Origin of the sequence: Streptomyces sp. NBC_00250, assembly GCF_036192275.1 — a bacterium.
Lineage (GTDB): Bacteria > Actinomycetota > Actinomycetes > Streptomycetales > Streptomycetaceae > Streptomyces.
Genome location: NZ_CP108088.1, coordinates 8,713,078 through 8,736,971 on the forward strand (window position 1 = coordinate 8,713,078; position 23,894 = coordinate 8,736,971).

At 71.9% G+C, this 23,894-nt stretch carries 25 protein-coding genes; 11 read left to right on the top strand and 14 right to left on the bottom strand.

What is annotated here, in order from left to right:
* Positions 1-19: 19 nt before the first annotated feature.
* The 7 genes from ehuB to OG259_RS39265 form a co-directional block, all read right to left on the bottom strand.
* Entirely contained in the window at positions 20-937 is a 918-nt protein-coding gene (gene ehuB, locus OG259_RS39235) for an ectoine/hydroxyectoine ABC transporter substrate-binding protein EhuB (RefSeq protein WP_328946607.1), read from the bottom strand.
* Positions 934-1,830, bottom strand: a complete 897-nt coding sequence (thpD, locus tag OG259_RS39240) for an ectoine hydroxylase (protein ID WP_328946608.1) — start codon at positions 1,828-1,830, stop codon at positions 934-936. The genes ehuB and thpD overlap by 4 nt, the downstream gene beginning before the upstream one ends.
* A gap of 67 nt (positions 1,831-1,897) precedes the next feature.
* Entirely contained in the window at positions 1,898-2,314 is a 417-nt protein-coding gene (locus OG259_RS39245; protein ID WP_328946609.1) for an ectoine synthase, read from the bottom strand.
* A gap of 64 nt (positions 2,315-2,378) precedes the next feature.
* Positions 2,379-3,650, bottom strand: coding sequence for a diaminobutyrate--2-oxoglutarate transaminase (ectB, locus tag OG259_RS39250; protein ID WP_266901383.1), 1,272 nt, complete (start codon positions 3,648-3,650; stop codon positions 2,379-2,381).
* A gap of 53 nt (positions 3,651-3,703) precedes the next feature.
* On the bottom strand, positions 3,704-4,234 hold the full coding sequence (gene ectA / locus OG259_RS39255) for a diaminobutyrate acetyltransferase (RefSeq protein ID WP_443052093.1): 531 nt from the start codon (positions 4,232-4,234) through the stop codon (positions 3,704-3,706).
* A 406-nt stretch (positions 4,235-4,640) separates the two neighbouring features.
* The gene (locus OG259_RS39260) at positions 4,641-5,444 is read right to left on the bottom strand and encodes an endonuclease I family protein (RefSeq protein ID WP_328946610.1); all 804 of its coding nucleotides are present in this window, start codon (positions 5,442-5,444) and stop codon (positions 4,641-4,643) included.
* Between the two features lie 209 nt (positions 5,445-5,653).
* Positions 5,654-6,118, bottom strand: a complete 465-nt coding sequence (locus OG259_RS39265) for an Lrp/AsnC family transcriptional regulator (protein ID WP_328946611.1) — start codon at positions 6,116-6,118, stop codon at positions 5,654-5,656.
* Between the two features lie 118 nt (positions 6,119-6,236).
* Between OG259_RS39265 and OG259_RS39270 the strand changes: the two genes are divergently transcribed.
* The 3 genes from OG259_RS39270 (at position 6,237) to OG259_RS39280 (ending at position 10,772) form a co-directional block, all read left to right on the top strand.
* Positions 6,237-7,343 carry an asparaginase gene (locus OG259_RS39270; protein WP_328946612.1) on the top strand — a complete coding sequence of 369 codons (1,107 nt, stop codon included), beginning with the start codon at positions 6,237-6,239 and terminating at the stop codon, positions 7,341-7,343.
* Positions 7,344-7,568: 225 nt separating this feature from the next.
* On the top strand, positions 7,569-9,002 hold the full coding sequence (locus OG259_RS39275; protein ID WP_328946613.1) for an aspartate ammonia-lyase: 1,434 nt from the start codon (positions 7,569-7,571) through the stop codon (positions 9,000-9,002).
* 126 nt (positions 9,003-9,128) lie between these two features.
* On the top strand, positions 9,129-10,772 hold the full coding sequence (locus tag OG259_RS39280) for a GMC oxidoreductase (RefSeq protein ID WP_328946614.1): 1,644 nt from the start codon (positions 9,129-9,131) through the stop codon (positions 10,770-10,772).
* A 58-nt stretch (positions 10,773-10,830) separates the two neighbouring features.
* Here the strand turns inward: OG259_RS39280 and OG259_RS39285 are convergent, their stop codons facing one another.
* The 3 genes from OG259_RS39285 to OG259_RS39295 all read right to left on the bottom strand — a co-directional run bounded on the left by OG259_RS39285 (position 10,831) and on the right by OG259_RS39295 (position 12,938).
* Positions 10,831-11,319: a carboxymuconolactone decarboxylase family protein gene (locus tag OG259_RS39285; protein WP_328946615.1), complete on the bottom strand. Its 489-nt coding sequence runs from the start codon at positions 11,317-11,319 to the stop codon at positions 10,831-10,833.
* Positions 11,316-12,395 carry an NAD(P)H-dependent amine dehydrogenase family protein gene (locus OG259_RS39290; RefSeq protein ID WP_328946616.1) on the bottom strand — a complete coding sequence of 360 codons (1,080 nt, stop codon included), beginning with the start codon at positions 12,393-12,395 and terminating at the stop codon, positions 11,316-11,318. The genes OG259_RS39285 and OG259_RS39290 overlap by 4 nt, the downstream gene beginning before the upstream one ends.
* A 102-nt stretch (positions 12,396-12,497) precedes the next feature.
* Complete coding sequence (locus OG259_RS39295; RefSeq protein WP_328946617.1) at positions 12,498-12,938, bottom strand: GNAT family N-acetyltransferase; 441 nt, start codon at positions 12,936-12,938, stop codon at positions 12,498-12,500.
* Between the two features lie 165 nt (positions 12,939-13,103).
* Here OG259_RS39295 and OG259_RS39300 point away from each other — a divergent pair, with 165 nt between their 5' ends.
* Positions 13,104-13,934 (top strand): hypothetical protein, encoded by an 831-nt coding sequence (locus OG259_RS39300; protein ID WP_328946618.1) that lies wholly within the window; start codon positions 13,104-13,106, stop codon positions 13,932-13,934.
* A gap of 119 nt (positions 13,935-14,053) precedes the next feature.
* On the opposite strand, the gene OG259_RS39305 is transcribed toward OG259_RS39300, so the two are convergent.
* Positions 14,054-15,436, bottom strand: coding sequence for an NAD(P)/FAD-dependent oxidoreductase (locus OG259_RS39305; protein WP_328946619.1), 1,383 nt, complete (start codon positions 15,434-15,436; stop codon positions 14,054-14,056).
* A 129-nt stretch (positions 15,437-15,565) separates the two neighbouring features.
* Between OG259_RS39305 and OG259_RS39310 the strand changes: the two genes are divergently transcribed.
* Together OG259_RS39310 and OG259_RS39315 are read left to right on the top strand one after the other, a co-directional pair.
* Positions 15,566-15,688 (top strand): hypothetical protein, encoded by a 123-nt coding sequence (locus OG259_RS39310; RefSeq protein WP_328946620.1) that lies wholly within the window; start codon positions 15,566-15,568, stop codon positions 15,686-15,688.
* Between the two features lie 98 nt (positions 15,689-15,786).
* Positions 15,787-16,356, top strand: a complete 570-nt coding sequence (locus OG259_RS39315; protein WP_328946621.1) for an NADPH-dependent FMN reductase — start codon at positions 15,787-15,789, stop codon at positions 16,354-16,356.
* A gap of 21 nt (positions 16,357-16,377) precedes the next feature.
* Here OG259_RS39315 and OG259_RS39320 read toward each other — a convergent pair whose 3' ends face one another.
* Positions 16,378-17,583 (bottom strand): YncE family protein, encoded by a 1,206-nt coding sequence (locus OG259_RS39320; RefSeq protein ID WP_328946622.1) that lies wholly within the window; start codon positions 17,581-17,583, stop codon positions 16,378-16,380.
* A 268-nt stretch (positions 17,584-17,851) separates the two neighbouring features.
* On the opposite strand from OG259_RS39320, the gene OG259_RS39325 reads away from it, so the two are divergent.
* The gene (locus OG259_RS39325; RefSeq protein ID WP_328946623.1) at positions 17,852-18,283 is read left to right on the top strand and encodes a protein-tyrosine phosphatase family protein; all 432 of its coding nucleotides are present in this window, start codon (positions 17,852-17,854) and stop codon (positions 18,281-18,283) included.
* Here the strand turns inward: OG259_RS39325 and OG259_RS39330 are convergent.
* Both OG259_RS39330 and OG259_RS39335 read right to left on the bottom strand, forming a co-directional pair.
* Positions 18,273-18,854 (bottom strand): dienelactone hydrolase family protein, encoded by a 582-nt coding sequence (locus tag OG259_RS39330; RefSeq protein WP_328946624.1) that lies wholly within the window; start codon positions 18,852-18,854, stop codon positions 18,273-18,275. The two genes, OG259_RS39325 and OG259_RS39330, sit on opposite strands and share 11 nt — an antisense overlap.
* A gap of 166 nt (positions 18,855-19,020) precedes the next feature.
* Positions 19,021-19,347, bottom strand: a complete 327-nt coding sequence (locus OG259_RS39335) for a hypothetical protein (RefSeq protein WP_328946625.1) — start codon at positions 19,345-19,347, stop codon at positions 19,021-19,023.
* A 226-nt stretch (positions 19,348-19,573) separates the two neighbouring features.
* Between OG259_RS39335 and OG259_RS39340 the strand changes: the two genes are divergently transcribed.
* From OG259_RS39340 to OG259_RS39355, 4 genes are all read left to right on the top strand, one after another.
* Positions 19,574-20,782: an RNA ligase gene (locus tag OG259_RS39340; RefSeq protein ID WP_328946626.1), complete on the top strand. Its 1,209-nt coding sequence runs from the start codon at positions 19,574-19,576 to the stop codon at positions 20,780-20,782.
* A gap of 2 nt (positions 20,783-20,784) precedes the next feature.
* A complete protein-coding gene (locus OG259_RS39345; protein WP_328946627.1) occupies positions 20,785-21,702 on the top strand; it encodes a phosphatase domain-containing protein in 918 nt (305 codons plus the stop codon).
* Between the two features lie 64 nt (positions 21,703-21,766).
* Positions 21,767-22,483 (top strand): ribonuclease H family protein, encoded by a 717-nt coding sequence (locus OG259_RS39350; RefSeq protein ID WP_328946628.1) that lies wholly within the window; start codon positions 21,767-21,769, stop codon positions 22,481-22,483.
* 297 nt (positions 22,484-22,780) lie between these two features.
* Positions 22,781-23,464: a GNAT family N-acetyltransferase gene (locus tag OG259_RS39355; RefSeq protein WP_266901346.1), complete on the top strand. Its 684-nt coding sequence runs from the start codon at positions 22,781-22,783 to the stop codon at positions 23,462-23,464.
* Positions 23,465-23,894: the final 430 nt, after the last annotated feature.

The following is a 23,894-nucleotide window of genomic DNA, read 5'->3' on the forward strand; positions in this document are numbered from 1 at the left end:
CCCGTCATCCTGTTCCCGGTCACCCGGCGCACAGGTCGGCGGTCCGCAGGGAGCGGGGCGGCACCTCGCGCGCGGTGAAGCCGTAGCGGCCGAGGAGCTCCACGAACCGGTCGGGGGAGCCGGTGATCTTCAGGAGCTCCTTGTCGAACGCGTCCCGCAGCCCGGTCGCGCCGGGCCGGAACACGGCGCCGCCCGCGCCCAGCTGCCGTACGCCGTCGACCACCGGCACGAACGCCGTGGTCACCTCCACCGCGGCGTCCCGGTTCGTCCGCGCGAGCCAGCGCAGCGAGATGGCGGTCAGGGCGAAGGCGTCGATCCGTCCGGCGAGGAGGGCGTCGAGACCGTCCTGTTGCTTGGCCAGCGTCTTCACCGACCCGTCGGGGACTCCCGCCGCCTTGGCGAACGACCCCTCGACCGCGGCCGTCAGCACACCGACGGTGGCGCCCTTCGCCGCGCAGGACGGCAGATCGCTCAGCCCCTTCGGATTGCCCTTGCGGACCATCAGGGCGGTGGGGGAGACGAACTCGGGCGCGGAGAAGGCCACCTTGGCGCAGCGTTCGGGCGTGATCGACATGCCCGCGCTCACGACGTCGAAGCGGTCGGCGAGCAGCCCGGGGATGAGCGCCCCGAACTCGGTCAGTGTCGGCCGCAGTTCGCGTACGCCGAGCGCCGTGAAGATCTCGCGGTGCAGCGTCGGGGCCTCGCCGGCCGGCTCGCCGCCGTCCTGGAAACCGTACGGCGCCTCACCGGCGAACCCGACCCGTACGAAGCCCTGTTTCCGCAGTCGCGCCAGGAGGTCGCCGTCGTCCTCGGGCGCACCCGTCCCGACCTGGGTACGGGTGCAGGCGGACAGGAGGCCGGGCGTCAGGGCGAGCCCGCCGAGGAGCGCGGTTCTGCCGAGGAAACCGCGGCGGTCGAGGCGCGCGGGACCGGTCATGACCCTTCCGAGGCGGGCGCGGCGATGAAGGAGGGCCGCCGGACCGGGGCGGCGAAGGGCGCCTCGGGCTGGTTCTCGACGCTGTTGAAGACCAGGAACACATTGCTCCGGGGGTACGGGGTGATGTTGTCGCCCGACCCGTGCAGGGCGTTGCAGTCGAACCAGGTGGCCGACCCGGCGGGACCCGTGAAGTGGCGGATGCCGCAGGCGTCGGCGAACGTGGTCAGCGCCTCGTGCGACGGGGTGCCGGCGTCCTGCATCCGGAGCGACTTCTTGTAGTTGTCCTGGGGGGTGGCACCGGCGCAGCCCAGGAAGGTGCGGTGCGAGCCCGGCATGATCATCAGGCTGCCGTTGGTGGTGTGGTTCGGGGTGAGCGCGATCGAGACCGAGACGGTCCGCATCCTCGGCAGGCCGTCCTCCGCGTGCCAGGTCTCGAAGTCGGAGTGCCAGTAGAAGCCGCTGGCCCCGAAGCCGGGCTTGACGTTGACCCTCGACTGGTGGACGTAGACGTCGGAGCCGAGGATCTGGCGGGCGCGCCCGAGGATCCGAGGGTCCTCGGCCAGCCGGCCGAAGACCTCGCTGATCCGGTGCACCTCGAAGACGGAACGTATCTCCTGGGAGCGGGGCTCGACGACCGCCCGTTCGTCCGCCCGTACGGCGGGGTCGGCGACGAGCCGGTCCAGCTCCGCCCGGAGCGCGTCGACCTCGTCAGGGGTGACGATCTCGTCCACCGTGACGAATCCGTCGCGGTCGTACTCCTCCAGCTCACGGGCCCAGAAGGGGCCCGCCGTGCCGGGCTCGGACCACACGACGGGGTCCTTGCGGCCGATCAGTTCCTCCTTGGGGCCACGGGTGGGGTAGAGGTCGACGGGGCGAGTGGGTGCGGAGGGCATGGGGGAGCGTGCTTCCTTTCGTGGAGGGGTGCCGGTTCGTGTAGGGGGTGTCGGTGACGTGCCGGGCTCAGACGTCGCCGGACGAGGGCTCGGGTTCGGTGAGCAGGGGGTAGACGCCGTTCTCGTCGTGGTCCTCGCGCCCCGTCACGGGCGGGTTGAAGACGCACAGGCAGCGGAAGTCGGCCTTGACCTTGAGGGTGTGGCGCTCGTGCCCGTCGAGCAGGTACATCGTTCCGGGCACGATCGTGTACGTGCGGCCCGTCTCGTGGTCGGTGAGCTCCGCCTCGCCGGCCGTGCAGACCACGGCCTCGACGTGGTTCGCGTACCACATGGCGGTCTCGGTTCCGGCGTACAGCACCGTCTCGTGGAGGGAGAAGCCGACCCGCTCACGGGCCAGGACGATGCGCTTGCTCTCCCAGGTGCCCGACGCGGCCCTCACGTGCCGCTCGGTGTTCTCCAGCTCGTCGAAGGTACGGACGATCATGGGGTACGACTGCCTTTCGGATCATCGGGTCATCGGTCGGCGGAATGCCGGTTCGGGAGAGGGATCAGGCGGTGTGGCGGACGGAGCGGGCCAGGATGCCGAGGCCCTCGTCGAGTTCGTCGTCCGTCGCGGTCAGCGGCGGCAGCAGCTTGACCACCTCGCCCCGCGGACCCGAGGTCTCCACGAGGAGGCCGGTCTCGAAGGCGCGTCGGCACACGGCGTCGGCGCGCTCCCCGTCGGCGAACTCCAGTCCCCACACCAGTCCGCGGCCGCGGACCGAGAGGCCCGTGCGCCCGTCGCCCGCGCACAGGTCGAGGAGGGCGCGCTCCACGCGGCCCGCCCGGCCGAGGGTGCGCTCGCGCAGGGAGCCGTCGCGCCAGTAGGCGTCGAGGGCGGCGGTGGCGGTGACGAAGGCCGGGTTGTTGCCGCGGAAGGTCCCGTTGTGCTCGCCCGGCTGCCACACGTCGAGCTCCGGCCGGAACAGGCAGAGGGCCATGGGCAGGCCGTAGCCGCTGATGGACTTGGACAGGGTGACGATGTCGGGCGTGATGCCCGCCTCCTCGAAGGAGAAGAAGTCACCGGTGCGGCCGCAGCCCATCTGGATGTCGTCCACGATGAGGAGCATCTCGTGGCGGCGGCAGAGCTCCGCGAGCGCGCGCAGCCACTCGGCCCGTGCGACGTTGATGCCGCCCTCGCCCTGGACGGTCTCGACGATCACGGCCGCCGGGTGGTCGAGGCCGGAGCCGGCGTCGTTGAGGAGCCGCTCGAACCAGAGGAAGTCCGGGAGCTGCCCGTCGAGGTAGTCGTCGAAGGGCATGCGGATGGCGTGGTGGAGCGGGACGCCCGCTCCGGCGCGCTTGGCGGCGTTGCCGGTGACGGCGAGCGATCCGAGCGACATCCCGTGGAAGGCGTTGGTGAAGGAGACGACCGTCTGCCGGCCGGTGACCTTGCGGGCGAGTTTCAGGGCCGCTTCGACGGCGTTGGTGCCGGTGGGGCCCGGGAACATCACCTTGTAGGGCAGGGCGCGGGGCTCCAGGACCGTCGCGCGGAAGGTCTCCAGGAAGTCGCGCTTCGCGGTCGTCGACATGTCGAGGCCGTGGGTGATGCCGTCGTCGCCGAGGTAGTCGAGGAGAGCCCGCTTGAGCACGGGGTTGTTGTGGCCGTAGTTCAGCGAGCCCGCGCCGGCGAAGAAGTCGAGGTACGGACGCCCGTGCTCGTCGTACAGCCTGCTGCCACTGGCGCGTTCGAAGACGACGGGCCAGGCGCGGCAGTAGCTGCGGACCTCGGATTCGACGGTCTCGAAGACGGTGGGCGTGGCGATGTCGGTCAGGGTCACGAAAGCTCTTCTCCAGGGTGTGGTTCGGGAGCGTGGTCTGCGCGGACGACGGGTCAGGACACCGGGGCACCGAGGGGGGCGATGCGGTACAGGACCTCGGAGTCGTGACCCGCCGAGGGGAAGGCGGCCGAGGGGAAGAGGACTTCCTGCGTCACCTCGGCGCCGTGCCGGCGCGCGTACGACCGGAACAGCCGGTCGGACGCCAGGTTCCCCGGGGTGACCGTCGCCTCCATGCGGCTGATTCCGCGCTCGGCCGCCACTCGTGCGGACAGAGCGTCGAGCAGGGTCCCGGCTACCCCGCTTCCGCGGTGCGAACCCTCGACGGCGATCTGCCAGACGAAGAGGGTCTCCGGCTCGTCGGGCCGCAGGTAGCCGGTGACGAAGCCGATCGGGCGCCCGGAGGAGTCACGGGCGACGGCGGTCGTGTCGGCGAAGTCGCGGCACCACAGCAGATAGCTGTACGGCGAGTTGAGGTCGAGGTCCCCCGAGCCGCGTGCGATCCGCCAGAGCTCGGCGCCGTCCGCGATCGTCGGGGGTGTCGTGCGGGGGGTCGTGGTCGTACGGCCAGTGGTCATCGGGGTCATGGGCGCCGAAGCTACCCAGTGGATCTCGGAACTTCCTGGTCCGGAGGGGTTGTTATGGACACTTGAGCGTGATAGATGCGTCGGCGGCCCCCAGGGTGGAAATGTGCGCCGCGCCGCACGGAAAAGGCAAACAAAACGGGCCGAACTCACCGTTTGTAACGGATGGGTAACGTCTCTTGGGTGCATCCATCCTTCGCGTCAAGAGCGTGAGAACATCCGCCATTTGACGTTTGAAGGTGGCCTCAGCGGTCAGGCGTAGAGACCTGTCCATGTGCGGCGCCCGACGCGCCCGGCCCGGAATGCGACGGAGCCGGGCCGGGTGCGACGACCCCGGCCCGGAATGCGACGGAGCCGGACCGGGTACGACGACCCCGGCCCGGCTCCGTTCACCGCTGTGGTGCTCGGACTACCAGATCGCCTCGACCCACTCCGGGTGGTCGATGAACGGGTTCCGGTTGCCCTGGTAGGTGTTGTAGATGACGTCGTTGCGACGTTCCTCGAAGGCGCTCGGCGGGTCCTGCTCGTTCCACTGCTTCAGGACCGAGAGGCGGCCGTGGAAACGGACGCTTCCGTTGGTGGTCGACTCGTTGGGCTCCAGGTCGGCCCAGGCGTCGTCGCCCTCGTAGCGGACGGCCATGTAGAGGATCATCCGGGCCACGTCGCCCTTGTCGGCGTCGCGCGGCTCGAAGGAGTTGCTGTCCGTGTAGCTGCCGGGCGCACCGCTGACCGCGCTGCCGCCGTTGTCGAAGTCCTTGTTGCCGCGGATGCTGTTGACCTGGACGTCGGCCGCGCGCAGGTGGTGCAGGTCGGTGCCCGGGCCGGCCGAGGTGCCGAAGTTGCCGTGGGACTGGGCCCAGGTGTGCTCGCGGTTCCAGTCGCCGACGTCGCCGCCGTTGAGGCTCTTGCTCCGCGAGGTCCCGCTGTAGAGCAGGATCACGTTGTTGGTGTTGTTGGGGTCCTGGTCGGCGACCTTCAGCGCGTTCCAGACCGCGTCGTACGAGATCTTGCTCTGGCTGCTGATGATGGTGTGCAGCGAGGACTTGAGGGTCGTGCCGGTCTTGCCGATCGCGTTCTTGTAGTACGTGCTGTCGTACGCGGTGGTGGTGGCGCCGGCGGGGGTGGCGGCGACCGTGGGGAGCGTGACGCCGACGAGGGTGGCGGCGACGGCCGCTGCCCACACCTTCCATCTGCCGATCCGCACAACGGACATGGGGGGCCCTTTCCCGGGGACGGTACGCGTGGGGTGACGTGGGTCGGCTCGACGAGCCCGTCGTTCTACGCGTGTTGACTTCGTGTCACCGGGAGAGTGGCACACGACAGGTACCTGTCATGTAACGAGGAGGAGGCTGTTCCATGACGTTCTCGCATATGGCGGAACCGTAGGACCCTGGGATCCGCCCCGGGGGTGCTCAGGAGTGCTCAGACGCCACGGACGTCCACCGGCATCCCCTTCGGCTCCTTGATCCGCTTCATGATGATCTGCGAATTGACCTCGGTGACCCCGGTCAGGGTGGTCAACCGTTCGATCCACAGCCGCTCGTACGCCGCGAGGTCGGCCACCGCGATCCGCAGGAGGCAGCCGGGGCTCCCGAACAGCCGGTACGCCTCGATGACGTCCGGCACGTCCTGGAGGGCCTCCTCGAAGGCCTCCACCGTCTCCCGGTCCCGCCGCACCTCCACCGAGACGAGCACCTCGAAGCCCCGCCCCACCGCCTCCGGGTCGATGATCGCCCGGTAGCCCTGGATCACCCCGTCCTGCTCCAGCTGGCGGACCCGACGCAGGCAGGGCGACGGGCTGAGGCCCACCCGCTGGGCCAGCTCCTGGTTGCTCAGCCGGCCGTCGCTCTGAAGCTCGCGCAAGATGTGGAGATCGATTCGGTCCATGGCGCAATTATCTACCACGCCGAAACGATACGGCGGCTGATTTCGCAATCGGCTTGCGCGCCTTCTGTCCTATCGTTGCGAGGCAGGGCGATTTCGGTACGGAGTAAGGACGGCAGGCATGAAGCGGACGAACGACGGGGGAGCGCGCCGGATCGTCGTCATCAGCACCGGTGGCACGATCGCCAGCCGCTGGCAGGGCACCGGCTACGCGGCCGACGCCTCCGGCAACGACGTGCTGGCCACCGCCCCGCTGCCCGAGGGCGTCACCGTCGAGGTCGTCGACCTCTTCAACGTCAACAGCTCCCGCGTGACCGCGGCGCACCAGCTGGCCCTGCTCCGGACCGTCCACGAGACCCTCGCCGACCCCGGCGTCGACGGCATCGTGATCACCCACGGCACCGACACCCTGGAAGAGACCGCCTTCTTCCTGGACCTCCACCACACCGACGCCCGCCCGGTCGTCCTCACCGGCGCCCAGCGCCCCTTCGGCACCGGCGACGGCGACGGCCCCGGCAACCTGTACGACGCGCTCCAGGTCGCCTCCTCCGTCAGCGACCTCGGTGTCCTCGTCGTCTTCGACGGACGCGTCCACGCCGCGCGCGGCACCGTGAAGACCCAGACGCTCGCCGCCGACGCCTTCTCCGACCCCTCGGCCGAGCGCCTGGGCCGCGTCGGGTTCTCCCGCGTCGACATCGAGCGGCAGCCGGAGCGCCCGACGCCCCTGCCGCTGCCCGCCGCCGCGGACAAGGCGAACCCCGACGTCCCCGACGCCGTCCAGCTGCCCCGGGTCGCCATCGTCACGCACCACTCGGACGGCGATCCCTTCCTCCTGAACGCGGCCGTCGGCGCCGGCGCCCGCGGCATCGTCCTCGTCGCCACCGGCGCGGGCAACGCCACCCCCGAGATAGCCGCCGCCGTGGCCGACGCGGTCGCCCAGGGCGTCCTCGTCGCCGTGACCACCCGCGTCCCCGCCGGGCCGCTCGCCGAGATCTACACCGGGGGCGGGGCCGTCGACCTCGTCGCCGCCGGAGCACTGCTCACCGGCACGCTCCGCGCCGCCCAGGCCCGGATCGCCCTCCTCGCGACGCTCCTCGCAGACGGCGCGGGCGACCCCGCCCGCAGCACCGCCCTCCTGCGCCGCCTCCTCGACGGACCCGTCCGCGCGGAACCGGCCCTCGCCACCGGCGGCTCCCGCTCGGCCTCGGCCGTCGCCGCCCGCGCCTGACCCGGCGCACCCCAGAACCCCGGCTCGCGGGCGGCGCCCCCCGCCCGCCCGCGAGCCGGAGCCAACCTTCGCGGGGTTCCCGCCCGCCCCCGTCGTCGTACGGCCGTGAAATCGGCGTGCCACCGCGCACGCGCACGGCCCCCCTCGGCTCGGCCCGCAAGGGCAACGCCCCACCCCACCGCAACCCCGGCGCCCCCTGGGCGCGCCACGCACCTTGAGGACCCCATGGTTCCCGCACCGGCCCCGCACCCCGTTCCCGTCCGTCGTGAGCACGATCTGCTCGGTGACCGGGACGTTCCCGCCGACGCCTACTGGGGCGTCCACACCCTGCGCGCCACCGAGAACTTCACCGTCACCGGCACGCCGATCTCCGTCTACCCGCTGCTGATCGACGCGCTCGCCGCCGTCAAGGAGGCCGCGGCCCGCGCGAACGAGGAACTCGGGCTGCTGCCCGCCGACAAGGCCGCCGCCATCGCCGGTGCCTGCCGGGAGATCCGTACGGGACGGCTGCACGACCAGTTCGTCGTGGACGTCGTCCAGGGCGGCGCCGGCACCTCCACCAACATGAACGCCAACGAGGTCGTCGCCAACCGCGCCCTGGAGCTCCTCGGTCACGCCAAGGGGGAGTACGACCGCCTCCACCCCAACGAGGACGTCAACCTCGGCCAGTCCACCAACGACGTCTACCCGACCGCCATCCGCATCGCGGCGATCGGCGCGGCCCGCGAACTGCTCCTGGCGATGGCCGTGCTCCAGGACGCCTTCGCCGCCAAGGCCCTGGAGTTCCGCGAGGTCGTCAAGATGGGCCGCACCCAGCTCCAGGACGCGGTGCCCATGACCCTGGGCCAGGAGTTCTCCACGTACGCGGTGATGCTGGAGGAGGACCGCAGCCGCCTCGCCGAGGCCGTCGAGCTCATCCACGAGATCAACCTCGGGGCCACCGCGATCGGCACCGGGCTCAACGCCGCCCCCGGCTACGCCGAGACCGCCCGCCGCAACCTCGCCGAACTGACCGGCCTGCCCCTGGTCACCTCCGCCAACCTGATCGAGGCCACCCAGGACTGCGGCGCGTTCGTCCAGCTCTCCGGGGTCCTCAAGCGCATCGCGGTCAAGCTCTCCAAGACCTGCAACGACCTGCGGCTGCTGTCCTCGGGACCGCGCGCCGGACTCAACGAGATCAACCTGCCGCCGGTCCAGGCCGGTTCCAGCATCATGCCCGGCAAGGTCAACCCGGTGATCCCCGAGGTCGTCAACCAGGTCGCCTTCGAGGTGATCGGCAACGACATCACCATCACCATGGCCGCCGAGGCCGGGCAGCTCCAGCTCAACGCCTTCGAGCCGGTCATCTTCCACGCCCTGTCGAAGAGCCTGCTCTCCCTGCGCGCGGCCTGTCTGACCCTCGCCGAGCGCTGCGTCAGCGGCATCACCGCCAACACCGAGGCGCTCCGGGCGGCCGTGGAGAACTCCATCGGCCTCGCCACCGCGCTCAACCCGCACCTCGGCTACACCGCCGCCACGGCCATCGCGCAGGAGGCGCTCGCCACCGGGCGCGGGGTCGTCGAACTGACTCTGGAGAAGGGCCTGCTGCCCGCCGACCGGCTCGCCCAGCTGCTCACGCCCGAGCGCCTCACCGGCGCCCCGGGGCCCGCGCTCGCCTGACCGACATCGGGCGAGGTTCGTTCGAGAGGTGTGGCCGGATTCAAGTTACCCGGCGGTTTCTCGTGACTTCCCTGATTGTCGACAGTAGAACATGTTCCCATTCGCTCATCGAGTGAGGAACATCACATGAGTGAACACCCCCTGTCCGCAAGGGGAATCGGCGGTGTCAGCCGCCGTCGATTCCTCGCGGGAACAGGTTCTGTTCTCGGTGCCGCGGCCCTCGTCGGCCACGGCACCCCGGCCCATGCCGAAGCCCGCCTCGTCGACACCCCGATCCCCACCGGCGCCCACGTGCCCGCCCTCGTCATCGGCACCGGATACGGCGGCTCCGTCGCCGCCCTCCGGCTCGCCCGCGCGGGCGTCGCCGTCCACATGGTCGAGATGGGCATGGCCTGGGACACCCCCGGGCCCGACGGCAAGATCTTCGCCAACACCACCCGGCCCGACTACCGCTCCTTCTGGCTGCGGACCCGCACCAAGCAGCCGCTGAGCAACTTCCTCGGCTTCCCCCTCGACAAGGACGTCCCCCGTCACACGGGCATCCTCGACGCCGAGGACTTCGCCGGCATCACCGTCTACCAGGGCAGGGGCGTCGGCGGCGGCTCCCTCGTCAACGGCGGCATGGCCGTCACCCCGCGCCGCGAGAACTTCGCGGCCATCCTCCCCACCGTCGACGCGGCCGAGATGTACTCGACCTACTACCCGCGCGCCAACGCGGGGCTCGGTGTCACCGAGGTGGACCAGGCCTGGTGGGAGAGCACCGCCTGCTACCAGTACGCGCGCGTCGGCCGCAAACACGCCCAGCGCTCCGGCTTCCCCTTCGTGTTCGTCCCGAACGTCTACGACTGGGACTACATGAAGCAGGAGGCCGCCGGGGCCGTCCCGAAGTCGGCCCTCGACGGCGAGGTCATCTACGGCAACAACGCCGGCAAGAAGACCCTCCAGAAGACCTACCTGGCCCAGGCCGCGGCCACCGGCCGCGTCACCGTCTCGGCGCTCCACAAGGTCACCTCCGTCACCCCGGCGGCAGGCGGCGGCTACACCGTCGCCATCGACCAGATCGACACCACCGGCGCCACCCTCGCGAGCAAGACCGTCACCGCGGACAAGGTCTTCTTCGCCGCCGGAAGCGTCGGCACGAGCAAGCTCCTCACCCGCCTCAAGGCCACCGGCGCCCTCCCCGCCCTCAACAACGAGATCGGCAAGGGCTGGGGCGACAACGGCAACGTCATGTGCGGGCGCGCCAACCACATGTGGGACCCGACCGGCAAGCTCCAGTCGGCCATGCCCACCGCGGGCATCGACAACTGGGACGCGGGCGGAGCCTTCGCCGAGGTCGCCCCGCTGCCCACCGGCATCGAGACCTACGCCTCCTTCTACCTCTCCATCACCAAGACCCCCCACCGAGCCGAGTTCACCTGGAACCCGGCCACCGGCACGGTCGACCTGAGCTGGGACAGGGCCTGGAAGCAGACCTCCATCGACGCAGCGAAGACCATCTTCGACAAGATCAACTCCAAGGAGGGCACGATCTACCGCACCGACCTCTTCGGTGTGTACAAGATCTGGGGCGACCACCTCACCTACCACCCGCTCGGCGGCGCGGTCCTGGGCAAGGCGACCGACAACCACGGGCGGCTCCACGGCTACTCGGGGCTGTACGCCATCGACGGATCCCTGATCCCCGGCAACGCCAGCGTCAACCCCTTCGTCACCATCACGGCACTCGCCGAACGCAACATCGAACGGATCGTCGCCGAGGACTTCTGACCGACCGTGACGAGCAGGGGCCGGCCGGATTCCCGGCCGGCCCCTCCTGCGTCTCTGCTCAATGCGTCGGCAGCACGCACACCGTGTCGAGCCCGAGCACCCGGTTGAGCCGCCCGAACGCCAGCCACGAGCCCAGACTCATCGTCAGCTCGACGATCTCCGCCTGGCTGTACCGGGCCGTCATCCGCTCCCAGAACTCCTCGTCCAGACCGTGATGGTCCAGCGCGTACCGCTCCGCGTACTCGGCCGCGAGCCGCGTCCGCTCGTCGAAGGACTCCGAGACCTCCGTCTCCCGCCATGCCGCGACGACCTCGTCGAAGCCCTCCTCGACCTTCACGCCGTCCCGGTCGGTACGCCAGTCCAGACAGAAGCCGCAACCGTTGATCTGCGCGATCCGCAGTCGCGCCGCCTCGAACTCGCGCAGCCCCAGCGTCGTATGGGCGTACACCGACAGCGAGAAGTTCGCCGCCGCCGTCCCGATCTCCGGGACCATGTCGCCCCACACGTACCCGATCGGCTCCTGGCCCTCGGGAATGTCGATGATCACCGTGGTCTCCTTCCCAGCTTTCCGACCGCCGGCCGCAACGGAACGTCCAGCGCGTCGTACAGTCCCGGCTCCGCGGCCACCAGCCAGTCGATCGCCCCGACCAGCCGGCCCACCGCCGTCGCGTTCCCGCCCGCAGACCGGTTCTCGCCCTCGGCCGTCGCCGCCACCGTCACCTCGATCCGGGGACTGCCCTCGACGATCACCCGGTGCGCCCCCGCCCCGTCCGGCGGTACCGGCCAGTCCGGCGCGCACGAGGGATGGATGCGGGTCACGTGCTCGATCACGATGCGGGGCTCCCCGCCGACGATCCCCTGCACCTCGAACCGGATCGCGCCCTGCGTGCCCGCCTCGAAGACACCCATCGTCCGGGTCTTCACGGTCGACTCCAGCGGACGCCGCTCCACCGTCTCGCGGATCTCGTCGAGCTCGGCGCCGAGCGCGCGGGCCATCAGGCGTATCTGTCCGCCCCACACCATGGTCGGGACCGACGGCAGCAGCATCGGCGGCTCGTACTCCAGGGGCCGGCCCATCCCGATCAGGTCCCGGACCGACTCCTCCTGCTCGTACGTCGAGTAGTCGAAGATCTCCTGACAGCGGATCACGTCCACCGTGCTGCCGAGCCCGCTCACGAGCAGCGGCAGCACGTCGTTGCCCCAGCCCGGGTCCACGCCCGACACGAAGAGCGAACCGCCGCCCTCGGCGACGGCCGCGAGCACCGGATCCCGGAACTCGGGCGGCGCGTTGCGCTGGTCGTACAGCGGATACAGCGCGGGGGTGACCACCACCGCGCCCGTCCGTACCGCGCGCGCCACGTCGTCGAGCGCCCCGTCGGGCCGGGTGTCGCCGGAAGCCGCGTACACCACCGCCCCCGGCCGCCCGTCGAGCACCGCGTCGACGTCGTCGACGGCCACCACCCCGAGGTCGTGGCCGAGCCCGGCGAGCCGGCCCGCGTCCCGTCCGACCTTCGCCGGATCGGAGACCAGCACGGCCGCGAGCTCAAGGCCTGGATGGGCGTCCACGGCACGGATCGCCGCGCGCCCGACATTTCCGGTACCCCACACCACCGTCCGAATCATGCGCGGAGGGTAGCGCCGGGCCCTCAAGGTTCCCAGACCCGCGACGCGATGATCTGACGATTCGTCAGATACCTGGTCGGGCCGGCGGCCTTCGCGGTGCGGTCAGGCCAGGCGCAGCGTCACGAACGGCACCGTGTCGCCCGGCAGGACGTAACGCTCCACCTCGACGAAGCCACGCGCGAGCGCGAACCGCAGCCCCTCCTCGTTGGACGCGAGGACCACAGTCTCCACGCCCTCGTCGCTCAGCGTCCGCGCGTGCGCGAGCCCCCGCTCGTACAACGCGGTCCCGAAGCCCCGGCCCCGGAACCCGGGCAGCGTCCGCGCGATCACGGTCGCCGCCGCGGTCTCCTCGTCCGGCGGCCGCACCGTCGAACAACCCACCGCCACCTCCCCGAGGTACGCGACGTCCAGCCGGTTCCGGCCCGCGCGCTCCCGCACCTCTTCGGAGGAGAGAACGGCCGTGGGGATGATCGTGTTGTGGACGGCCCGCCAGTCCGCGAGCTGTGCCTCGCTCCGCGCCGACTCGATACGAAGATCGTTCATGGGAGCAGAGAACCCGCCCGGCCCCCTGCGGGTCAACACCGTTCGGGCCCGCGAGGCGACCCCGGTGGACGCGGCCGTACGGGTGAGGGCACCGGAACCGCCGCAGCGCCGCCCGCCGAACGGGTACGGATCCACGCATTGCCCCCCGGCCAGGAGGATCCGTCCATGTCCGTCCACAAGGGCGCCCCCGCGCTCCTGAGCGCCGGCACGCTGTGCGCGGCCCTGTTGCTCAGCGGCTGCGCGAGCACCCCGCGACCCGCCCCCGCCGCACCCGCCGGGACGGTCGCCGCGGCCCCGCCCGCCGCCGACGACGCCCGCCCCGAAGGCGCCCCGCCCGGCGCGGCGGGTGACATGGGAGGGCCGGGTCAGGCGGCGAACAGCCTCGCCTCCGCCCCCGTCCCCGCCCCCCGGATCCCCGGCGTCGGCCCCGTCACCCAGGCCTTCGTCTCCGACGGCACCACCCAGGCCCTCGTCGTCACCGGCGCCGCCGCCGACGACAACACCTCCACCGCGACCCTCTACGAGAAGGACCCGGGCGGCCGCTGGATCGCGTCGGCGGGGCCGTGGCCCGCCCACAACGCGCTACGGGGCTGGACCGCCGACCACACGGCAGGCGACCTGCGCACCCCCATCGGGGTCTTCCGGCTCGGCGACGCCGGAGGCCGACTGCCCGACCCGGGCTCCCGCCTCCCGTACGACGAGGACGACCAGTTCGCCATCAGCGGCACCGGCTTCTCCGGTGAGCCCCTCGAAGGCTCCTTCGACCATGTGATCGCCATCGACTACAACCGTGTCCCCGGCCGGACCCCGCTCGACAAGGAACGCCCGCTCGGCGAGGAGAAGGGCGGCGGCGTCTGGATCCACGTCGACCACGGCGGTCCCACCCAGGCCTGCGTCACCCTCGAACTCGGGTCGCTGCGCGAACTCATCCGCGCCCTCGACCCCGTCAGGGAGCCCGTCATCGTCATGGGCCCGGCGCCCGAACTGGCCCGCTGAGCGCACGACACGGGGGCCGGACGCACGCGGCGTCCGGCCCCCGTGCCGTGCCGCGCGCGGAGCCGGTGACCGGGTGACGGCCGCGGCCTGATCACGGCCCCCCGTAGACGCCCGTGGAATCAGTTCCCGCCGCCGGTCCCGACCGCCCCGCGGAACGCGCCCGTGTGGCTGAGGACCTGCTCCGGGGTCAGATACGCGTCGGTGTACTCGAAGTCCCGCAGCGTGCCCGACTTCGACGCCAGGAACCCGGTCCGTACGAAGTCGTCCCCGGCCACGGCGTTCAGCAGCCAGTTCGTCATCACCCGGGTCTTGGCCACGTTGGTCCGCAGCGCCGCCCAGTGGTACGCCCGGGCCACGGCCTGCGCCGGCGCCCCGTGCAGCTCCACACCGAGCGGCTTCGAGACCCCGTCCAGCCCGCCGAGGTCCACCACGAGCCCCAGATCCTTGTGGGTGTACGGATGGGTCGGCTCGCCGCGCAGCGTCGAGACCAGGTTGTCGGCGAGCGCCTTGCCCTGCCGCATCGCGTGCTGGGCGGTCGGCGGGCAGATCGCGCCCTCCTCGCCCTTGGCGAGATCGGGCACCGCCGCAGCGTCGCCGAGCGCCCACACCCCGTCGAGCCCCGGCACCCTCATCTCGGCCGAGACGGCGAGCCGTCCCCGGAAGGTCTCCTGGCCGAGCGTGCCGATCAGCGGACTCGCCGCGACACCGGCCGTCCAGATCAGGGTCCGGCTCGGCAGCACCCGCCCGTCCGTGAGCGTCACGGCGTCGTCGTCCACGGAAGCCACCGACACCCCCAGGGACACCTCGATGCCGCGCTTGGTGAGGATGTCCATCGCGGCGGCGCCCAGCTTGTCGCCCAGCTCGGGCATCAGCTTCGGCGCGATGTCCACCAGATGCCACTTGATCAGCTTCGGATCGATCCGCGGATACCGCTTGACCGCGTTGTGGGTGAGCAACTGGAGACAGGCCGCCGTCTCCGTCCCCGCGTAGCCGCCGCCGACCACCACGAACCGCAGCCGCGCGGCCCGCTCCTCCTCGTCGTTGCTCGCGTCCGCCAGATCCAGCTGCGCGATGACGTGGTCGCGGATGTACACCGCCTCGGCGAGCGTCTTCATCCCGCGCGCGTGGTCGGCGAGCCCCGGGATGTCGAAACTGCGGGTCACGCTGCCGGGCGCGAGCACCAGATGGTCGTACGGCTCGGTCACGTACTCCCCGGCGATCGTCCGCACCACACAGACCTTCGCCGCGGTGTCCACACCGACCACGCCACCGGGCACGATCCGGGTGCGGTGCCGTTCGCTGCGCCGCAGCGAGAGCGCGACCGACTGCGGGGTCAGCACCCCCGCCGCCACCTGGGGGAGCAGCGGCAGATACAGCTGGTACGAGAACGGCGAAAGCAGCGCGAGCTGCGCCTCCCGCTCCGCGAGGCGTCGTTCGAGCCTCCGTACGCAGGCCACTCCGGCGAATCCGGCGCCCACCACGAGAATCCTCGGTCGCGTCACGCTGTCCGCCCTTCCGTATGAGCGTGCAAGAAGCCAACGGATAGGGCCGAGTAAGGCACGTATGGCAATTTCGCCGATTATCCGTGGTTCACCCTTTTTATCGTCATTGCGGCAGGATCGCTCTTCGGCATGGTCCGCCTCGGGCCGGTCGGGCTCGGCGCCGTGGGCGCCCTCTTCGCGGGCCGCCCGCTCGGCCCGCCCGACCCGGACACCGCCCCCGCCGTCCCCACGGGGCTCCGGTCGCCCGGCTGAGGCGACCGGGTTACGTTGCCCGGGGACCCCGGCCGCCACGGCGCGCCGGCGACGTCCCGCACCCTCGTGCACCCCTCGCGGAAGGCAGGACCGCCCGCATGACCACGTACCAGGTCGGCTACTTCGTCGGCAGCCTCTCGACGAAGTCCATCAACCGGATCCTCTCCCGGGCCCTGATCCGCGTCGCCCCCGCCGGGCTCGAGTTCCGGGAGATCCCCATCAAGGACCTCCCGCTCTACAACCACGACTTCGACGCCGACTACCCGCCCGAGGGCCAGGCCCTCAAGGACGCCATCGCGGCCGTCGACGCCGTCCTCTTCGTCACCCCGGAGTACAACCGGTCCATCCCCGGCGGCCTCAAGAACGCCATCGACTGGGCCAGCCGCCCCTGGGGCACCAACTCCTTCACCCACAAGCCGTCGGCCGTCATCGGCGCCTCACCCGGCAAGATCGGCACCGCCGTCGCCCAGCAGAGCCTCCGCTCGGTGCTGAGCTTCTGCAACTCCCCGCAGATGAACGCCCCGGAGGCGTACATCCAGTTCACCCCGGGGCTCTTCGGCGACGACGGCGAGGTCACCGACCCGACGACCATGCAGTTCCTCTCCGACTTCATGGCCGACTTCAAGACCTTCGTCGAACGCGTCCTGACGGTCCTGCCGCAGCGCTGACGATCCCCGGGCCGCCGCGCGTCAGAGGACCACGATCCCCAGCGGCCGCGAACCCGCCTCAAGGCGACGGGTGTCGCCCGTGTCGAGGTCGACGATGCTCAAGCCGTCCCAGTACCCGTCCCGGGTGAACCCGCCGGTCACATAGGCGGTGCGTCCGTCCTTCGACACGGCCACGTCCTCGTGCGGCCCTTCCAGGGGGTAGACCCGCTCCGCGCCGCCGGGGGTCCGGACCGTCAGCGAGGGGCCGCGGTCCTCGTCCGGGTCGATCGGGCCCGTGCCCACCGTCAGCAGCGTTCCGTCGGACGTCACCGTGGCGCCGTGCTGGTGGGTGTCGGCCGTCATCGGCTCGATCGTCGTGCGGCCCGTCCGCGGGTCGACGACCGCGAGCCGCTCGCCCTCGAAGGGCAACAGCAGCTTTCCGTCCGAGGGCCGAACGGCCGTGTAGTGCGGCTTCAGCCAGGAACCGAGCCCGCCCTCCGTGCCGTACGGGGCGACCTCCACCCGGCGTGCCTCCAGGGTCCCCGCGGAGACGACCGTGACGTCGAAGGAGTCGTGGTTCGTCGCGTACACCTCGGCGCCGTCCCGTGACACGTCCACGTCGAAGGGACGCCGGCCGACCGGCACGGTGTCCGTGACCCGCAGGGCCGCGGTGTCGATCACTTCCAGGGTGCCGTTCCCACCGGGCACGTTGACCCCCACGTACACCCGGCGCCCGTCCGGCGCGAGCGCGATGCCCATGCCGCCGCCCCGGTACTCGCCCGTGGTCACGGGCCCGGCGTCCGTCTCGTACGGGACGAGCGCGAGCCGCTGCCGGGTCGTCGTGTCCACGACGGCCACGCCCTCCGCGGTCGCCACCCAGGCCCGGCCGTCCTTGCCGACGACGAGGCCGTAGGGCGCCGTGCCGACCTCGACGGAACCGGTGGCACCCCGAGCCGGGTCGACGAAGGTGACCGTGTCGGAGCCGAAATCGCTGACCAGGAGCGTCCCTGGAGCGGGCTTGCCGGCCGGCGCGGGCGTCACGGTGACGGCGGAACCTGAGGGGGACGGCGCCGTGTCGGGGGAGCCGGACGGGGACGGCGCGGTGGTGGGAGACGCCCCCGCCGCCGTCGAACCCGTCGCGGAGGCCGCCCCTCCGGAGCTCTGCGCGCACCCGGCGAGCAGGACCACGGCCACCGCCCCGGGCAGGAGCACCCGGGCGGTACGGGACGCACGGCGGTACTTCGTCATGGCGGACTCCTCGGTACGGCGAACACGGGCGGCCCCGCCGGAAGACGAGCCCGCACCCTGCCCCGATCCTCCGCCCGCGCACGGCCCCGCACGGTCCGACAGCCGGCCCTCACCCGGTGGCGGGACGGACGACATCGGGGTCGACCGAACGGTTGACCCCGATGTGCCCCCGACAGCTTCCGGCAGATCCCCGGACCCGTATCCCCCGACCGGGATCCCCGACCCGGATACCGGGCCACGAACCCCCGCCGACGACTACCGTGGCGGGATGACCGAACCCTGGCAGGAGTCGGCCCCCGGCGTCCTGAGACTCCCTTCCGGACGGCTGGTGCGCGGCCGCGCCCTGCGCCACCCGCTGCCCGGCGGGACCCGCCCGACCTACGCCGTCCACCTGCTCGGCAGGAAGCCGCCCGAGGTCCCGTGGGAGTCGGTGTGGCTCCGCTGGCCGGACTTCCGCCTCCCCACCGACCGGGACAGGGCCCGCGCCGTCCTCACCGATGCCTGGGAGCGCGCCGCGGAGGAACGGGTCGAGGTCGCCTGCGGAGGCGGGCGGGGCCGTACCGGAACTGCCCTGGCCTGCCTCGCCGTCCTCGACGGAGTCCCGGCCGACGAGGCCGTCGACCACGTCCGCCGCCACTACGACCGGCACGCCGTGGAGACCCCCTGGCAGCGCCGCTACGTCCGTCGCTTCAGCTCTTGACGCCGTCCAGGAAGCACACCGCCCGCTCCACGCACAGCGCGGCCGCCTCCGGAACGTAGGACGACCCGCCGCGCTCCGCGAACAGGTGCGAACTCCCCGGATACAGGAACAGCCTCCGGTCCGTCGCGTCCGCGACCAGCGCGCGGGCCGCCGCCAGATCGCCCTCCTCGACGAAGAACGGATCGGCGTCCATCCCGTGCACCTGCGCGGGGACGCCCGCCGGCCAGGCCGCGCCGAACTCCGTCACCGGCAGGCAGGCACTGAACAGCAGCGCGCCGAGCGCCCCGGCCCGGGTCTGCGCCAGCTTCTGGGCGGGCACCGCTCCGAGGGAGAACCCGGCGTAGACGATCTCCTCGGGCAGCTCGGCCGCGGCCCGCTCGCCGCGCGCGACCAAGGCGCCGAAGCCGATCTCCTGGGCGTACCCGACGCCGGCCTCCAGATCGGTGAACGTACGCCCCTCGTACAGGTCGGGCGTGTGCACGGTGTGCCCCGCCCGGCGCAGCTCCCCGGCGAACGCGCCGACGCCCTCGGTCAGCCCGAGAGCGTGGTGGAAGAGCAGAACCTCAGCCATGTCGTCATCCCCAGTTGTCCGTACGCGGCCCACCCCCACTACGGCGCGGGCCGTCCGGGAAGCAGCATGGCGTACGGCACTGACAACGCCCCGAACCGCGGCGGACGGGCCCAGGGAGTGTCCGGATCCGTCGGCAACGCCGCGGACGAGGTCCCGAGACGTTCGGCTAGCGCATCGGCCGGTGCGGCAGGACCGCGCCCGCCTGGCCCACGACGCCCGCCGGCCCGCCGACACCCATCGGCCCGACACCCGGGTGAGCGCCGGCACCCGGGTGCGCACCCGCGCCCGGACCCAGTGCGGCGTGGGCGACGGCACCCGTGTGGGCGACGACGCCCTGCTGCTGCGGCACCGGGACGCCCTGCGGCGGCACCTGGATGACCCGGCTCAGGTCCCGCAGAACCTCCTCCGCGACCTGGCGGACGTCACCCGGAACATCCCCCCGCTCCCGTATGAGCTCGGCGTAGATCGGTGCCGTACCGTCCGCGTGGTTCATGGAGCTCGCTTCCTTCGTCTGCGCCGGTGACGTCACCGACGGGGAGACGGCGAGTCTACGGGGCCCCACCGACACGCCCTGGCTCTAGGGGGCGTCTTGTAGGTCACGCCCGACCTCCCCCTCGGGCCCCGCGGACCGCCCCGCCACGCCCGCGTGCCCCGATATTCGCTGTCCTCCCGGGCCCCACCGGCCGAGAATGGATCACCGAACAACCGGGAGGGACCCCATGAGCCAGGCGACCCTGACTCTGCACGACCTGATGCCGTCCGAGGAGCTCGCCGCCGCACTCGCGGACGGGCACGTCACGCGCAAGCGGCACCCCGAGCTGCCGCTGTCGATCTACACCTACACGCGCGCGTGCCAGTACGCCCAGCACTGGAACCGGGCGACCACGCGCTGCCGCGGACTCGTCGCCGACGACGCCACCGGACGGATCGTCGCGCTCCCCCTCCCCAAGTTCTTCAACGTCTCCGAGCACGCCGGCGGCCGCCCCTACGCGCCGCCGCTGCCCGAGGAACCCTTCGAGGTGTACGACAAGGTCGACGGCAGCCTCGGTGTGGTCTTCCACTACGACGACCGCTGGCGGGTCGCCTCCAAGGGCTCCTTCACCAGCACCCAGGCCACCTGGGCACAGCGCCGGCTCGACGCGGCCGACACGACGGGCCTGACGCCCGGCGTCACGTACCTCGCCGAGATCCTCTACCCGGGCAACCGGATCGTCGTGAACTACGGCGAGCGCCGCGACCTCGTCCTGCTCGCCGCCTTCGACCGGGACGGTACCGAGGTCCCGCTCGCCGAGGCCGCCACCGGCTGGCAGCCCGTCGGCTCCGTCGTCCGCACCTGGCCCGCCATGGGCATCGCCGAGCTCGTCGCCCTGACCGAGTCCAACACCCTCCCCGGCGGTCACCGGGCCACCGGCACCGACGCCGAGGGCTTCGTGCTGCGCTTCGCCTCCGGCGTGCGCGCCAAGGCCAAGCTCGCCGAGTACGTACGCCTCCACAAGGTGCTCACGGGCGTCACCGAGCGCGACATCTGGCGCGGCCACGGCATCCAGCGCTTCGCCGCCCTCCCGGCCGGCGAAGTCGCCAAGGGCATCGGCTGCTCGATCGCCGACGTCGAGGCCGACGGCGGCAAGCCGCTGGACGCCCTCCTGGAGCAGGTGCCGGACGAGTTCGACGCCTGGGTGCGCGAGGTGATCGGCCGCCTCGAAGCGGCGGCCGCCGAGCGTGAGCGGGCCGTCGACGAGGAGTACGCGCGCGTGGCCCACCTCGCCGACGACCGGGGCGCCTTCGCCCGCGCCGCCGCCGGGGTGGCCGACCGCGGCCTGCGCGCCGCCCTCTTCCTGCGCCTCGACGGGCGCCCGACCGAACTCCTCGTATGGCGCCAGCTGCGCCCCGAGGCCACCGACCCCTTCGCCAACGACCAGGAGAACTGACCGTGCCTGTCGTCCATGTCATGACCGGCCTCCCGGCCTCCGGGAAGACGACGGCCGCCCGTGCCCTCCAGGCGGCCGCCGAGGGACGCGTGCGGCGCGTCAACCTCGACGACCTCCGCTCCATGCTCGACGTCCCCTCGCCGGACCGCGGCCGCTCCCACAAGCACGAGCAGACCGTGCTCGGCATCCAGGACGCCGCCGTCCGCGCCGCCGTCGACGACGGCTTCGACGTCGTCGTCGACAACACCCATCTGACCCCGCACATCCCGAAGCGGCTGAAGGCCGCCGTGGGAGGCCTCGCCACCTTCGCCGTCCACGACTTCACCGAGGTCCCCGTCGACGAGTGCGTGCGCCGCGACGCCGCCCGCGAGCGGCCCGTCGGCGAGGAGATCATCCGCATCCTCGCCGAGAAGCACGCCAAGGCCACCCGGGGCGGCTGGCGGCTCACCGCGGACTGGCTCAACGACCGCCCCACGGTCGGAGCGCCCTACGTCCCCGACCCCGGCCTCCCCACCGCCGTCATGTGCGACATCGACGGCACCCTCGCGCTGCGCGTCGACCGGGGCCCGTACGACTTCAGGTACTGCGACCGCGACCTGCTCAACGTCTCGGTGCGGGACGCCCTGCGCGCCTTCCGGCACACCGAGCAGGACAGGATCGTGCTGCTGTCCGGGCGGAGCGAGGACCACCGCGCGCTCACCGAGGCCTGGCTCGCCCACCACGAGGTGCCGTACGACGAACTGTGGATGCGGGCGTCCGGCGACGGCCGCGGCGACGACCTCGTGAAGGCCGAGCTCTTCGACGCCCAGGTGCGCCACCGGTACAACGTGCGCGTCTCGCTCGACGACCGTGACCGCGTCGTCGCCCTCTGGCGCCGGATGGGCCTGCCCACCTGGCAGGTCAACTACGGCGACTTCTGACCCACGGCGGCCGGCGCCGCGGGGGTGGGACCGCCCACCCCCGCCGCCGTGTCAGGATCGTGGGATGGTGGAAAAGATCATCGCGGCGTGCGACGGCGCGTCCAAGGGAAACCCCGGGCCCGCGGCCTGGGCATGGGTCATCGGCGGCGCCGACGGAGCGATCGACCGCTGGGAGGCCGGCCCGCTCGGCCGCGCGACCAACAACGTGGCCGAACTCACGGCCCTGGAACGGCTGCTCGAAACCCTCGACCCGGCGGTGCCGGTCGAGGTCCGGATGGACTCGCAGTACGCCATGAAGGCCGTCACGACCTGGCTCCCCGGTTGGCGCCGCAAGGGCTGGAAGACCTCCTCCGGCAGCCCCGTCGCCAACAAGGACCTGGTCGTCCGCATCGACGCGCTGCTCACCGGCCGGCGCGTCGACTTCGTCTATGTGCCCGCGCACCAGGTCGACGGGGACCCCCTCAACGACGCGGCCGACCGCGCGGCCAGCCACACCGCCCGTACACAGGAGCCCACGGGCTCCGCCGTCGGTGCCCCGCTGCCGCCTCCGGAAGCCCCGACACGCGCCTCCGCGCCCCGCGCGCGCTCCTCAGCGCCGTCCGGCTCCTCGGGCGCGTCCTCGACCGACTCCTCCGGTGGCTCGGCCACGCGTCGGAGTCGCCCGTCCGGCGGCACCCTGAAGGCGAGATTCTCCGGCCGCTGCCGTTGCGGCAAGGCCTACGACAAGGGCGAGACCATCGCGAAGAACCCCGACGGCTGGGGCCATCCCACCTGCGTCTGAACCGCTTCCGGACCCTCCGGCCGTCCGACTGGCGGGCGGCTCCGTCCGTTGCTTGAGACCGGTCCACCCGGGCGCGCGCCAGCCTTCACCCAGGCGTGTACCCGGGTTCGCCGGGGGTTCTGTTCTCCGAGCGCTTGTGGCTGCATACTGTCCTCCTCGCCACCGGTGACGAACCGTTTTACCTGCTCTTTTGTCGCTCTCTTGACGTGGTCGGCACCGGCGAGAACCTCCCCCTTGCTGCCGCCGCGGTGACCCCTCGGCGGAAGCTTTCCCTGCCCGTGAAAGACCCGAGGTTCCGTGCCAGTACCTGTTCTCCTGACCGGGCGCTCCGTGCGCCTGGAGCCGCTGGCGATGCGGCACGCCGAAGCCCTCGCCCGGGCCGGCGGGGCGGACCGAGCGGCCTACGCCTTCACCCCCGTACCCGACGGCTTCGAATCGGCCCTCGACTACATCGCGCGCGCCCTGACCGATCAGGCGGCAGGACGATGCCTGCCCTTCGCCCTGGTCAGTACCGCCGACGAGCGAGTCATCGGCTCGACCCGGTTCCTCGAACTCGACTACTGGCGGGGGCCGCTGGTCTGGCCGCCCGTGCCCGGCATGCCCCATGGAGATCCACTGACCTCCGTGCCGGACGCCGCCGAGATCGGCAACACCTGGATCGCGGGCGACGCCCGGGGTACCGGCATCAACACCGAGGCCAAGTACCTCATGCTCCGGCATGCCTTCGAAGCCTGGGGCGTCCGGCGCATCACCATGCGCGCCGACGCCCGCAACACCCGCTCCAGAATCGCGATCGAACGCCTCGGAGCGAGCTGCGAAGGAGTCCGTCGCGCCCACTCCCGTGGCCTTGACGGAGCCGTCCGCGACACGGCCTTCTACTCGATCCTCGACGAGGAATGGCCGACCGTCCGCGACATCATCGAGATCCGTCTCTCCACACCCCGCCAGGTGCGTGTTCCGCAGGATCTGCTCCCGGCCTGACCCCTTCCGGCACCGCTCCGGCGGGCGCTCGCGCCCCCGCCGGAGCGGTGGTTCCATGGAAGGGACGGGAAGGACTCGACACGTGAGGACGCGGGGTAGCGGCCGTAACAGGACCGTGCACCGTGCAATCAGGATCCGCGAGAAGCGGATGAGTCCTTCCCGCCCTCACGTCTTCGGGCCCGCGTCAGAGGGTCCTCCGTCCGCACGCCATCCGTCCGCCTCCCCGACGCTTCCCGGTCCGCACGCTTCTCCACGCCTCCCGGTCCCGGACGCTTCCCCACACCCGCGGGCACCGGCGTGATCCTGGGCATCGACTCCCTCCCCTTCGGTGACTGACCGGTACCGCTCTCCGGATCCGCATCCCGCACATCCGGACGGGCCCGGTACGGTGATCGCAACAGTGAGCAGCGCCACCCGAAGGGACCGAGTG

Bases quoted from the DNA above. Each gene is read 5' to 3' on its own strand.
- ehuB (WP_328946607.1), bottom strand. From the start codon at position 937: ATGACCGGTCCCGCGCGCCTCGACCGCCGCGGTTTCCTCGGCAGAACC.
- thpD (WP_328946608.1), bottom strand. From the start codon at position 1,830: ATGCCCTCCGCACCCACTCGCCCCGTCGACCTCTACCCCACCCGTGGC.
- OG259_RS39245 (WP_328946609.1), bottom strand. From the start codon at position 2,314: ATGATCGTCCGTACCTTCGACGAGCTGGAGAACACCGAGCGGCACGTG.
- ectA (WP_443052093.1), bottom strand. From the start codon at position 4,234: ATGACCCCGATGACCACTGGCCGTACGACCACGACCCCCCGCACGACA.
- OG259_RS39260 (WP_328946610.1), bottom strand. From the start codon at position 5,444: ATGTCCGTTGTGCGGATCGGCAGATGGAAGGTGTGGGCAGCGGCCGTC.
- OG259_RS39265 (WP_328946611.1), bottom strand. From the start codon at position 6,118: ATGGACCGAATCGATCTCCACATCTTGCGCGAGCTTCAGAGCGACGGC.
- OG259_RS39270 (WP_328946612.1), top strand. From the start codon at position 6,237: ATGAAGCGGACGAACGACGGGGGAGCGCGCCGGATCGTCGTCATCAGC.
- OG259_RS39275 (WP_328946613.1), top strand. From the start codon at position 7,569: ATGGTTCCCGCACCGGCCCCGCACCCCGTTCCCGTCCGTCGTGAGCAC.
- OG259_RS39280 (WP_328946614.1), top strand. From the start codon at position 9,129: ATGAGTGAACACCCCCTGTCCGCAAGGGGAATCGGCGGTGTCAGCCGC.
- OG259_RS39290 (WP_328946616.1), bottom strand. From the start codon at position 12,395: ATGATTCGGACGGTGGTGTGGGGTACCGGAAATGTCGGGCGCGCGGCG.
- OG259_RS39295 (WP_328946617.1), bottom strand. From the start codon at position 12,938: ATGAACGATCTTCGTATCGAGTCGGCGCGGAGCGAGGCACAGCTCGCG.
- OG259_RS39300 (WP_328946618.1), top strand. From the start codon at position 13,104: ATGTCCGTCCACAAGGGCGCCCCCGCGCTCCTGAGCGCCGGCACGCTG.
- OG259_RS39310 (WP_328946620.1), top strand. From the start codon at position 15,566: ATGGTCCGCCTCGGGCCGGTCGGGCTCGGCGCCGTGGGCGCCCTCTTC.
- OG259_RS39315 (WP_328946621.1), top strand. From the start codon at position 15,787: ATGACCACGTACCAGGTCGGCTACTTCGTCGGCAGCCTCTCGACGAAG.
- OG259_RS39320 (WP_328946622.1), bottom strand. From the start codon at position 17,583: ATGACGAAGTACCGCCGTGCGTCCCGTACCGCCCGGGTGCTCCTGCCC.
- OG259_RS39325 (WP_328946623.1), top strand. From the start codon at position 17,852: ATGACCGAACCCTGGCAGGAGTCGGCCCCCGGCGTCCTGAGACTCCCT.
- OG259_RS39330 (WP_328946624.1), bottom strand. From the start codon at position 18,854: ATGGCTGAGGTTCTGCTCTTCCACCACGCTCTCGGGCTGACCGAGGGC.
- OG259_RS39335 (WP_328946625.1), bottom strand. From the start codon at position 19,347: ATGAACCACGCGGACGGTACGGCACCGATCTACGCCGAGCTCATACGG.
- OG259_RS39340 (WP_328946626.1), top strand. From the start codon at position 19,574: ATGAGCCAGGCGACCCTGACTCTGCACGACCTGATGCCGTCCGAGGAG.
- OG259_RS39350 (WP_328946628.1), top strand. From the start codon at position 21,767: ATGGTGGAAAAGATCATCGCGGCGTGCGACGGCGCGTCCAAGGGAAAC.